The organism is Limnohabitans sp. (assembly GCF_038134685.1).
Lineage (GTDB): Bacteria > Pseudomonadota > Gammaproteobacteria > Burkholderiales > Burkholderiaceae_C > Limnohabitans_A.
The window spans coordinates 1-11,493 of record NZ_JAYPVP010000026.1; the positions used below are offsets into that span (position 1 = coordinate 1).

9 protein-coding genes and 1 pseudogene are annotated in these 11,493 nt (G+C 58.3%); 4 read left to right on the forward strand and 6 right to left on the reverse strand.

Annotation, left to right across the window (positions count from 1 at the left end):
- The first annotated feature begins 17 nt into the window (after positions 1–17).
- The 3 genes from glnA (at position 18) to ntrC (ending at position 4,088) form a co-directional block, all read left to right on the forward strand.
- A complete protein-coding gene (glnA, locus tag AAFM15_RS10165; protein ID WP_341686603.1) occupies positions 18–1,430 on the forward strand; it encodes a type I glutamate--ammonia ligase in 1,413 nt (470 codons plus the stop codon).
- Positions 1,431–1,500: 70 nt separating this feature from the next.
- The gene (glnL, locus tag AAFM15_RS10170) at positions 1,501–2,556 is read left to right on the forward strand and encodes a nitrogen regulation protein NR(II) (RefSeq protein ID WP_341686604.1); all 1,056 of its coding nucleotides are present in this window, start codon (positions 1,501–1,503) and stop codon (positions 2,554–2,556) included.
- A gap of 32 nt (positions 2,557–2,588) precedes the next feature.
- The gene (ntrC, locus tag AAFM15_RS10175; protein WP_341686605.1) at positions 2,589–4,088 is read left to right on the forward strand and encodes a nitrogen regulation protein NR(I); all 1,500 of its coding nucleotides are present in this window, start codon (positions 2,589–2,591) and stop codon (positions 4,086–4,088) included.
- 20 nt (positions 4,089–4,108) lie between these two features.
- On the opposite strand, the gene AAFM15_RS10180 is transcribed toward ntrC, so the two are convergent.
- From AAFM15_RS10180 to AAFM15_RS10195, 4 genes are all read right to left on the reverse strand, one after another.
- Positions 4,109–5,443 carry a L,D-transpeptidase family protein gene (locus tag AAFM15_RS10180; protein WP_341686606.1) on the reverse strand — a complete coding sequence of 445 codons (1,335 nt, stop codon included), beginning with the start codon at positions 5,441–5,443 and terminating at the stop codon, positions 4,109–4,111.
- A gap of 7 nt (positions 5,444–5,450) precedes the next feature.
- Positions 5,451–6,557, reverse strand: coding sequence for a tetratricopeptide repeat protein (locus AAFM15_RS10185; protein ID WP_341686607.1), 1,107 nt, complete (start codon positions 6,555–6,557; stop codon positions 5,451–5,453).
- Between the two features lie 103 nt (positions 6,558–6,660).
- A complete protein-coding gene (locus AAFM15_RS10190; RefSeq protein ID WP_341686608.1) occupies positions 6,661–7,353 on the reverse strand; it encodes an RluA family pseudouridine synthase in 693 nt (230 codons plus the stop codon).
- On the reverse strand, positions 7,350–9,182 hold the full coding sequence (locus tag AAFM15_RS10195; RefSeq protein ID WP_341686609.1) for a glutamine--tRNA ligase/YqeY domain fusion protein: 1,833 nt from the start codon (positions 9,180–9,182) through the stop codon (positions 7,350–7,352). The genes AAFM15_RS10190 and AAFM15_RS10195 overlap by 4 nt, the downstream gene beginning before the upstream one ends.
- A 140-nt stretch (positions 9,183–9,322) precedes the next feature.
- Here AAFM15_RS10195 and AAFM15_RS10200 point away from each other — a divergent pair, with 140 nt between their 5' ends.
- Positions 9,323–10,147, forward strand: a complete 825-nt coding sequence (locus AAFM15_RS10200) for an undecaprenyl-diphosphate phosphatase (protein ID WP_341686610.1) — start codon at positions 9,323–9,325, stop codon at positions 10,145–10,147.
- On the opposite strand, the gene AAFM15_RS10205 is transcribed toward AAFM15_RS10200, so the two are convergent.
- Both AAFM15_RS10205 and AAFM15_RS10210 read right to left on the reverse strand, forming a co-directional pair.
- Positions 10,148–10,951: an alpha/beta hydrolase gene (locus AAFM15_RS10205; protein WP_341686611.1), complete on the reverse strand. Its 804-nt coding sequence runs from the start codon at positions 10,949–10,951 to the stop codon at positions 10,148–10,150.
- 5 nt (positions 10,952–10,956) lie between these two features.
- A pseudogene (locus AAFM15_RS10210) lies at positions 10,957–11,493 on the reverse strand (peptidase); the annotation flags it as partial.

Genomic DNA, 11,493 nt, shown 5'->3' on the forward strand with positions numbered 1-11,493 from the left:
AATCAGGAGAGCCCGTAATGTCGAGCCCTAAAGAAGTGATGAAATTGGTCGCGGACAATGAGGTCAAATTCGTTGACTTCCGTTTCACCGACACCCGCGGCAAAGAGCAGCATGTGTCGGTCCCGGTCTCAGCGTTCACCGAAGACAAGTTTGTGTCCGGTCATGCATTCGACGGCTCCTCAATTGCCGGCTGGAAGGGCATCGAGGCTTCCGACATGCTGCTCATGCCCGATGCCGGCACCGCGTGCATGGACCCGTTTCGCGAAGAACCCACGTTGAACCTTACCTGCGACGTCATCGAACCCTCTGATGGCAAGGGATATTCGCGTGATCCGCGTTCGATCGCCAAGCGCGCTGAGGCTTACCTGAAGTCTTCCGGCCTGGGCGACACCGCCTTTTTTGGACCAGAGCCCGAGTTTTTCATTTTCGACTCGGTCACCTGGGATGCCGACATGTCCGGCTCGTTTGTGAAGATCAACTCCGAGGAAGCAAGCTGGTCCACCGGCAAGGACTTCGAGGGCGGCAATCTTGCGCATCGCCCGGCGGTCAAGGGTGGCTACTTTCCGGTGCCCCCGGTGGATTCCATGCAGGACATGCGCTCCGAGATGTGCCTGTTGCTAGAGCAGATGGGTGTGCCGGTTGAGGTGCATCACCACGAGGTCGGCGGCTCGGGCCAAAACGAGATTGGAACCAAGTTTTCCACCCTGGTGCAGCGCGCTGATTGGACTCAGCTGCTGAAGTACGTGGTCATGAACGTGGCGCACAGCTACGGCAAGACCGCCACTTTCATGCCCAAGCCGGTCGTGGGTGACAATGGCTCAGGCATGCATGTCCACCAGTCAATCTGGAAGGATGGCCAAAACCTTTTCGCTGGCGACAAGTACGCCGGTCTTTCTGATTTTGCGCTCTACTACATCGGCGGCATCATCAAGCACGCCCGTGCCCTGAACGCCATCACCAACCCCGGCACCAACAGCTACAAGCGCCTGGTGCCTCACTTCGAAGCCCCGGTCAAGCTGGCTTACTCCGCCAAGAACCGTTCCGCTTCGATCCGTATCCCGAACGTGGCATCTGACAAGGCCCGTCGCGTGGAAGCCCGCTTCCCCGATCCGCTGTGCAACCCCTACCTGGGCTTTGCCGCACTGCTGATGGCCGGTCTGGACGGCGTGGAAAACAAGATCCATCCGGGCGAGGCTGCCACCAAGGACCTGTACCACCTGCCGCCTGAAGAGGACAAGCTGGTGCCCACCGTGTGCTCGAGCCTGGACCAGGCCTTGGCCGCTCTGGACGCTGACCGCGCCTTCCTGACCAAGGGTGGCGTGTTCACCGACGCCTGGATCGACTCCTACATCGAACTGAAGATGCAGGAAGTGACCCGCTCGCGCGTGGAGGTTTCTCCGGTCGAGTACGACATGTACTACTCGCTGTGATCGTACAGCGCGCAAGTGCTTCTCGAAAGGACGGCTTCGGCCGTCCTTTTTTTTCAGTGTTGGAGTGGTGATGACTGAACGGTTTGGCGCCCTGGATTTACTGGCTACCCCGATTGCTGTTGTGGCGATGGATGGACATATCCGTTTCGTCAACGCAGCGTTTGAAGATGTGACCGGGTTATCGCGTCGAATTTTGCGTGGATTGCGTTTGCCCGATCAGTTTGCAGATGCCAAACCCTTGCTCAATGCGCTGGATGGGGCCCGAGCTCAGGAATTTGCGGCTTTGCGCTATGAGGCCCTTTTGCGACGTCCGCACCATCAGGATGCATTGCCTGTGCACGTGATTGTGGCGCCATCGGACCAAGCCGATGAAGTGATTGTGGAATTGTTGCCAGTGGAGCAGCAAACCCGGCAGGAAAAAGAAGAGCGCCTGCTCGAGCAGACGCAGGCCAACAAAGAGCTCATTCGCAATCTGGCGCACGAAATCAAGAACCCGTTGGGTGGAATTCGTGGTGCTGCGCAGCTGCTGGAGATGGACCTGGAGAGTCGCGAGCTCAAGGAGTACACCCGCGTCATCATTCATGAGGCAGATCGCCTGCAAACCTTGGTCGATCGCTTGCTCGCCCCGCATCGCAAGCCCCATGTGGTCTCGGATGTGAACATCCATGAGGTGTGCGAGCGAGTGCGTTCCCTGATTCTGGCGGAGTTTCCTCGTGGCCTCAAGGTGCGACGCGACTATGACATTTCCATTCCGGAGTTCAGGGGGGATCGTGAGCAACTGATCCAGGCTGTGCTCAACATAGCGCACAACGCTGCACAAGCACTGCACGAACGCATTGCAGAAGGGTCGGGCGAGATCGTTTTGCGGACACGCATTCTGCGCCAAGTCACTTTCGGCAAGCAACGCTACAGGTTGGCATTGGAATTGCATGTCATGGACAACGGCCCGGGCATTCCCGAGGCGATCAAGGACCGGATCTTCTTTCCGCTGGTTTCCGGACGGGACGGTGGATCAGGTTTGGGGCTGACATTGGCACAAACTTTTGTGCAACAGCACCATGGCTTGATCGAGTGCGAGAGTGAGCCGGGACGTACGGATTTCAAGATCCTGATCCCTTTGCCTTGAAGGCCTATTGATACGCAGTTGAAAGCTCGCCCATGAAACCGATCTGGATCGTTGATGATGACCAATCCATCCGCTTTGTGCTGGAGAAAGCCTTGCTGCGCGAGGGCTTGCCGACCCGCAGCTTCACAACGCCGCGTGAGGTCCTCAAGGCCTTGAGTGAGGCTGCTGAACACGAGGGCCCGCAGATCCTGGTGAGCGACATTCGCATGCCTGGAGGCTCAGGCCTGGATTTGCTGGGCGAGATCAAGAAACGCTTGCCTGGTTTGCCGGTCATCATCATGACGGCGTTTTCCGATCTGGACAGCGCGGTATCGGCTTTTCAGGGGGGGGCGTTTGAGTACCTTCCGAAACCCTTTGATTTGCCCAAAGCCATTGAGTTGATTCGACGCGCTGTGGACGAAAGTCTGCGTGAAGAGGTGGCTGAGGAGAAACTGGACGATACGCCCGAAATGCTGGGACAGGCGCCTGCGATGCAGGATGTTTTCCGTGCGATTGGTCGTTTGTCACAAAGTCAGGTGACGGTATTGATCACCGGCGAATCCGGTGCTGGCAAAGAGCTTGTGGCTCGAGCCCTGCACAAGCACTCTCCACGTGCGCATGGGCCATTTGTCGCGATCAATACGGCTGCCATTCCCAAGGATTTGCTGGAAAGCGAGTTGTTCGGGCACGAGCGTGGGGCGTTCACGGGAGCGCAGGCCTCGCGTCGCGGACGCTTTGAGCAAGCCGAAGGGGGGACGCTGTTTCTGGATGAAATTGGCGACATGCCGTTTGATCTGCAAACCCGTTTGTTACGTGTGTTGTCGGATGGGCACTTCTACCGTGTGGGTGGGCACAGTGCTGTCAAAGCCAATGTCCGCGTCATCGCAGCCACTCATCAGAACCTTGAGCAACGCGTCAGGGAGGGTGGATTCCGGGAGGACTTGTTCCACCGCTTGAATGTGATTCGCCTGCGTTTGCCGGCGTTGCGCGAGCGGCGTGAGGATATCCCCATGCTCACGCGTTACTTCCTGCAGCGCAGCGCAGCGCAGCTGGGTGTCGAGCCTAAACGCATCGCAGACGCTGCCATGCAGTTGCTCTCACAATTCCAGTATCCCGGCAATGTGCGTCAGCTGGAAAATATTTGTCACTGGTTGACCGTGATGGCACCAGCGCAGGTGATTGATCTCAAAGACCTGCCCCCTGAAGTGTTACCCCTTCAGGCCACATCGGTGTTCAATGAGGAGGGAGTCTCTGGTGATCCATTGTCCTCCTCCTCGCTTGCAGGCTCCAGTGCAGGCTTGACGGCGGCAGTTGTGGCGAGCTCGCCAATGGTCTCGGCGGATTGGGAGGTGGGTCTGGAAAAAGAGGCGCTGGCGCTGCTTGGGACAGATCGTCAGGATGTCTGGGATGTGCTGAACAAGCGTTTTGAGGCAAGGCTGATTCTCGCGGCACTTTCAAGCACACGCGGCAGGCGCATCGAGGCGGCCTTGAAGCTTGGCATTGGCCGCAACACCATCACCCGCAAGATTCAGGAGCTGGGCCTGGAGGACTGAGGGTCATGGGCCCGAGATGCTCAGGCAGGGCCTTCAAAAACAATTTTCCAGGCGCCGTTTTCATGCACCCAATAGGTGCGCCAGAATTCCGAGTTGCCCCAAGCCGGGTGCCTGGAGTGCTTGAAAGTGATCACAGCAAGGTCTTCCTGATCCTTCCAGAGCACTGCAGATGTGACTTGAAGGGCCTCCTCATGAGCCGTGCTTTGAGCTACGCGCAGCAAGGGCTCCCACCACCGCCCGATGTCCTGGCCATCACGTTCAAAGCGGTTGCTGTAGTGCTTGCGCAGGGTAAGCTCGTCATTGACTGATTTCGCGCGTGCCTGCAGCCAGTTGCCCAGTGTCTCCTGCAGGCTCGATTGAAGTGCACTCAAGGGCGCTTGCGCATCAACCCACTGCATATGCTCGGTGATGATGACCGGGGTCATTCGACTGTCTGCAAGTTGCAAAAAGCGTTCCATTTTCGGGTTGGCCACAACAACGCAACCATCCGTCGCCAGAGGCGCGCGCGTGTATTGCGCGCGTGGAGTGCCATGCAGCCAAATGCCCGTTCCCGTGCGGCTACGCCACAGATCAATGGCATTGGGGTAGTTCAGCGTGATGGCGCCCGCACCAAACAAGTCTGGCAGGGTGCTGCCAGGCAGGTTGCGTTGGGTGAAATACACACCCAGCGGGGTTTTCCCGTCACCTTCCTTGTTTTTGCCAACCCCGTTTTGACCCACAGAGGCATAGGTGCTGCTGAGCAGTTCCAGTTGAGTTTGCCCGTCTGCCAACGACTTGTTGGTAAACCAGTAAAGACGTGAGGTACTGGCGTCGACCACCACCAGATAGGGGTGCTCCTTGCCCAACATCAACAGTTGCGCCGGTTTTTTGCCCTGAACCTGGGTGAAAGAAGGGTGGGTCAAGCGCCGCTTTGCCTCTAACACCAAGTCCTGGAGCCGATCGCGCATCCCAGCTTGCTCTGGAATGAGCAGGGATTCATTTTGGGGCTGTGCGGCGCTGATGTTGAGCAGGTCAGCATAGATCAAGTGGCCCAACTGAAAGTTGGGAAACGCAAGCGTCAGCTGTTCGGCCTGTTCCAAGGCGCGCTCGCGCTGCCCCTCGCCCAAGGAGTTGTAGACCAATCTGAGCTGTGTTTCCGGGTCTTCAATGTGTGTAGCAGCCGGGGCGTGCTCCGCTTCGAACACCAGTTTCCAGTTGAGTGCGAGGTTGCGAGTTTCTCCGGAAAGCATCTGTGGCGAACGGTTGTCGTACGCATGCCATGCCACGATGCCGATGGCCAACACCACAAAACTGGGAAGCGTCCAACGCCAGCGCACGCCCAACCGTTCCAGAAGACTGAAAAACGAAAACTTCATGGGGCCATCAAAGCGGCTTGGCGCTTTCGCTGCTGATCAGCCAGTGGCCCTTTTCCTTGAGCAGGGAGAGGGTCTTGGTGCTTGTGCCTTTGAAACTGTCAGAGTCATATTTCTGCACGAATTGGGCTTGAGCCTGTGTGCCTTTGATCCGAATGCGGAATTGACTGAGTTGCACTTGAATGCTTCGTTTGCCCACAATGCGCAGGCGTCGTTCTTCTTCCCATGCTTTGCGACTCATCTTGCCAGGCGGATCGAAGCTGGTGGCGTAGGCAGCAAGGTATTGGGACATGTCTTTCTTGCTCCAGGCCCTGGCCCATGCGAGCAGAGCTTCTTCGATCTGTTTGCGATCTCCTTCATCAGATTCTGGCTTGACGGGTTGTACGGGCTCACGTGGTGCCGAGGCGCTGGCAGGCTCGGCCTTGGGTTTGGCTGGAGCGGCTATGACAGGTGTGCTTGGCACCGCTTCAGGCGTCGCAGGCACTGTGGCGGACTTGATGGGCTCAGCCGTTTTGGGCGGCGCAGAAGTCTTGACGGGAGCTTCTGTTGAGACAGGAGGCTTGGCCGCAGACGAGTTGATCGCAGGAGCCGTTTCGGAAGCAGCAAAGAGTGAAGTCGATGCCAGCATGCTCAGTTGCACGGTGGCAGGCTTGTCTTTTGAATCTACCATCAATGCTTTGCCGTACGCGGCTTTGGCAAGCTGGCTGTTCACATCACCCAAATTTTTGTGGACTGCTGCATAGCTGGGGTTGGTGCGAAGTGCTTTTTCGAAAAAAGCGCGTGCTTCGCCGAGCTGGCCTTTGGCAGCTGCCAATACGCCCAGGTTGTTGTAGGACTCAGCATGTTGAGGGTGTGCTTGCGTGATTCGTGTAAACGTTGCAACAGCTTTGTCCGTTTGACCCGATTGGGCTTGCACTACTCCTTCGAGGAACCAAATATCAACGTCTTTGGGGTTGGTTTTGCGCTCGGCCGCAACCAGTTTGGCGGCTTGCCCCAATTGCCCTTCCCGCAGGTGATTGGCAATTTCCTGCTGAGGTGATGCGTGGCTGGCGCAGCTCAGTCCTACGAGTAAGGCCCCGATGATGTGTGTTTTGAATGAAAACAGAAAATTCCGCATGCTTGATAAATGACTAAATGTCCACTGCGGAATCGAATTGAGCACCATTGAATACATAGTCACGGATTGTACCGGCCGCAGACAAGCTCATGAATCCAGAAACTCACATGTCTGGCGGGTTTGGGCATACCCAGTTGACGGGGGCTGAAAAACCCATCTCTTTCAGGCTGAAAGGGTGCGCAAAAGCGAGCGTATGGGCGTGCAGCATCAGTCGGGGGCTGATGGCCACAATCTCAGCTGGTGCGTACAAGCTGTCTCCCAGCATGGGGTGGCCGATGCTCTGCATGTGGACTCGTAACTGATGGGTGCGCCCGGTGACGGGTTCAAGCTCGATCAAAGTGCTGTCTGCCCCCGCTTGCATCACACGCCAGCGACTGCGGCTGGGTTTGCCGTCCGGGTGGATGATGTGAATGGGGCGACGCTCCCAATCGAGCAGGATGGGGCCGTCAATCGTGTACCAGCCCTCGGCATCGGCTGTGCCGGCCAGCGGCGATTGTTGGGGCTGTCCAACCACCACGGCCAGATAGCGCTTGTGCACCTGACGGGTTTCAAAGAGTCGGCTCAAGCGACGCTGCGCCTCCAGGCTGCGCGCCATGAGCAGCAGCCCCGAGGTGTCCTGGTCCAGACGGTGGACAATCAACGTTTCAGGATAAACCGCCTGAATCCGCTTGGACAGGCAGTCTTGCTTGTCAGGACCACGACCCGGTACGGACAACAGGCCGCTGGGTTTGTTGAGCACCAGAAAGTGCTCATCGGCATGCACGACCAGCTGGGCGGCCAGTTCTTCCGGACTCATTTGCCCCAGCTGTCCTTGAGACCCACTGCGCGGTTAAATACCGGCTTGTCTTGAGTGTGGTCGATACGATCAGCTACAAAGTAGCCGAAGCGCTCGAACTGGAACTGCTGGCCCGCTTGCGCGGCGGCCAGTGAAGGCTCTACATAGGCGGTCACGACTTTGAGGCTGTCCGGATTGAGCGACAGCAAGAAGTCCTTGCCGCCTGCGTCAGGGTGCGCTTCGGCAAACAGGCGGTCGTACAGGCGCACTTCGGCCCGCACGCCATCCATCATGCCCACCCAGGTGATGGCAGCTTTGGCCTTGACGCTGTCGGCACCGGGCGTGCCGCTCTTGGTGCCTGGAATGACTTTGGCGTGCACCTCGGTCACCTGGCCCGTGGCGTCGCGTGAACAGCCGGTGCATTCGATCACGTAGCCGCCTTTGAGGCGCACCACGTTACCGGGGAACAAGCGCTTGTATCCCTTGGGCGGCACTTCTTCAAAGTCTTCGCGTTCGATCCACACCTCTTTGCCGATCTTGAAGACGCGATCTGCTGGCGGGGTTTGGCCCTCAAGCAAGGCGCTGTGGGGCAGGGCGGGCTGGGTGCAGGCCTCAAGGTAGCTGTCGCTGCCAAAAGCCTCTGCCCAGTTGGTCAGCACCAGCTTGACGGGGTCGAGCACGGCCATGCCGCGGTGGGCCTTGTTTTCCAGGTCTTCGCGCAGGCACCCTTCGAGCGTGCTGTAGTCGATCCAGCTGTCGCTTTTGGTCACGCCAATGCGGTCGGCAAACAGGCGCAGGCTCTCGGGCGTGTAGCCACGTCGGCGCAGGCCCACGATGGTCGGCATACGGGGGTCGTCCCAGCCGCTGACGCGCTTTTCATTGACCAGCTGCGCCAATTTGCGTTTGCTGGTGATCACATAGGTCAGGTTCAGGCGGGCAAATTCGTATTGTTTGGGGCTGGGCGCGGCCAGCAGGCCGCATTCGCACAGACGCTCCATCAGCCAATCGTAAAACGGGCGCTGGTCTTCAAACTCCAGCGTGCAGATGCTGTGGGTGATTTGCTCCAGCGCATCTTCGATCGGGTGCGCGAAGGTGTACATCGGGTAAACGCACCATGTGTTGCCGGTCAGGTGGTGTTCGGCATGGCGGATGCGGTAGATGGCCGGGTCGCGCAGGTTGATGTTGGGTGAGGCCATGTCGATCTTGGCGCGCAGCACGGCGGCGCCGTCATCGAGCTTGCCGTCGCGCATTTCGCGGAAACGCGCCAGGTTTTCTGCCACGGTGCGGGTGCGGAACGGGCTGTCCACGCCGGGCTTGCCAAAGTCGCCCCGGTTGGCGCGCATTTCTTCGGGTGTCTGCTCGTCCACGTAGGCGTGGCCAGCTTCAATCAAATGTTCAGCGGCGCGGTACATGAAACCGAAGTAGTCGCTGGCCTGGTAGGGCGCAGCGCTGCCGGGGGCCTGGCCAATTTGGGCCCAGTCAAAGCCCAGCCATTTGACGGCGTCGATGATGCTGTTGACGTATTCCTGGTCTTCCTTTTCGGGGTTGGTGTCGTCAAAGCGCAGGTGGCACACGCCACCATAGTCTCGTGCCAAGCCAAAGTTCAGGCAGATGCTTTTGGCGTGGCCCACATGCAGGTAGCCGTTAGGCTCGGGCGGAAAGCGGGTGCGAATCTTGGCCGGGTCGGGCTCGCCCTTGAGGTGGTGCGCGGCGTCGCCAGGGCTGCCCGCCCAGCGGCGGCTGGCGTAGGTGCCTTGCTCCAGGTCTTTTTCGATGATCTGGCGCAGGAAATTGCTGACTTTGTGCTCGCCAGCGTCGTTGCTGGCCGGAGTGTGGGCGGGGGAATTCATGAGAGTGATTTTAGGCGGTGCAGCCACGATTTCGATGGCGTTTGCTTGCCAAATGACGGCCAGGCTTTGCACAACCCGGCCGCTGCGGTCAGGTCAATTGCCAAAGGCGATAATGCAGCCTACTTTTTGCAGGAGAGTGCATGGATGCCTTGTTGATGGCCAAAGCAGCGGTCATGGGTGTGGTCGAGGGCTTGACCGAGTTTTTGCCGATTTCGTCAACCGGGCATTTGATTCTCACAGGCAGCCTCCTGGGTTTTCATGACGACAAAGCCAAAGTGTTTGAGATTGCGATCCAGACTGGGGCGATTTTTGCAGTCATCCTGGTTTATTGGGACAAGATCCGCACCACTTTGCGCCAGTTGCCCTACAAGCAAGAGGCTCAACGCTTTGCCATGAACGTAGGCATCGGATTTTTCCCGGCAGTGTTGTTGGGTTTGTTGTTTGGCAAGGCCATCAAGGCGAACTTGTTCACGCCTGAGGTCGTTGCAACGACCTTTATTCTGGGCGGATTGATCATTTTGTGGGCTGAACGCCGCCCGCCATCGACTGTCCGCATTCGTGCAGTGGAAGACATGCGAGGGCGTGATGCCCTCAAGGTGGGGCTGGTGCAGTGTCTGGCCATGATCCCGGGGACCAGCCGCAGTGGCGCCACCATCATTGGTGGCATGCTTTTGGGGCTGTCGCGCAAGGCGGCGACAGACTTTTCTTTCTTTCTTGCCATCCCGACCTTGATCGGTGCAGGCGCGTACAGCCTTTACAAAGAACGTGCCTTGCTCAGCGTAGCCGATGTACCCTTGTTTGCTGTGGGATTGGTGGTGTCTTTCTTGAGTGCCTGGGTGTGCGTGCGCTGGTTGCTCAGGTTCATCTCCAGTCACAGTTTTGAGGTCTTTGCCTGGTACCGGATCGTGTTTGGACTGGTGGTGCTGGCCACCAGCCACTGGGGGCTGGTGCACTGGGTCGACTGATCAGGCGCCGAGGTTACGCAGCGCAGCCTCGATGGCCGCTGCTGTAGCCAACGGTTTTTCCATCGGGAACAGATGTGAGCCGTCAAGCATCATCACCCGACCTTTGGTGATGCGTTGTGTCAGCTCCATGCCGACCTGGCGCATTTCCACCGAGTGGGTGCCACCGATGAAAGCCACAGGACATTGCAGGGGATGTTTACGAAGCAACTCCCCCAGGTTGTGTGGAAGGGTGTTGTAGATGCGCGTTTCCACATCACGATCGAAGCTCAAATAAATCTGGCCATCAAGTTCAGTCGTGCCGTGCTGAATGTAATCTTGCAGCACCCGTGGGTCCCATTGCGCAAACGCTTTTTTGTGCTGAAAGTGTTCAAGGGCAAGTTCCCGACTGGCCCAGTGGTTGCGCCGTTTGCTGCTGATGCGTCCGGGTGAGAGCGATCCCACCAGCGGCGTGCGTTTGGCCAGCCCCAGAGTGGTGGCTTTCCAACCGGCCAGAATAGGGGAGTCCAGCAGCAACACACCGCGGGCCAGCTCGGGGTGTTTGGCGGCGCACATGAGACTCAGGATGCCGCCCAAGGAGTGGCCCACCAAAAAGGGGGCAGGCCCATCACCATGCTGGGTGCGAACAAAGTCAGCCAGTTGCTGTACCAGGTGCGGCCAGTTGTCGCTGACAGGGTATTGGCTGTCGTGACCAAATTTCTCCACAGCTTGAACGTCAAAGCCGCGCGAGTGCAGGCTGTTGAACACCTGGCGGTAGGTGCAGGCAGGAAAGCTGTTGCCGTGTGAAAAAACAATGGGCGTAAGCATGGCGCTCAAATCAGTTTTTCGTCGGGAGTACTGATTTTTTTGAGCAAGGTGTTGCGCGCAGCGGGCACCATCAACGGCACAGCTGTGCTTTCGCCATGCCACATCGGGTCTTCAATGCTGTCGAACATCTGGCGCAGTTTGTCGCCCCAGCTGCTGCGCAGCATTTTGAAGTAAGGGTTGTTTTCGTCGATGCACATGATGCGATCGGTGTGCAAGCTGCCCGCTTCATACACCACCATGTCCAGCGGCAGGCCCACCGACAGGTTGGACTTGAGGGTGGAGTCCATCGACACCAGGGCGCATTTGGCGGCTTCGTCCAGCGGGGTTCCCGGGGTGATGACGCGGTCAAGTACGGGCTTGCCGTATTTGGATTCGCCAATCTGGAAGTAGGGCGTCTCGTCAGTGGCTTCGATGAAGTTGCCCGGCGAATAGACCTGGAACAGGCGCATGCCCTCGGTGCCGATCTGGCCGCCGAAGATCATGGAGACATTGAACTCGACGCCCGAGGCGCGCAAGGCGGCGGCGTCACGCTCGTAGACGCG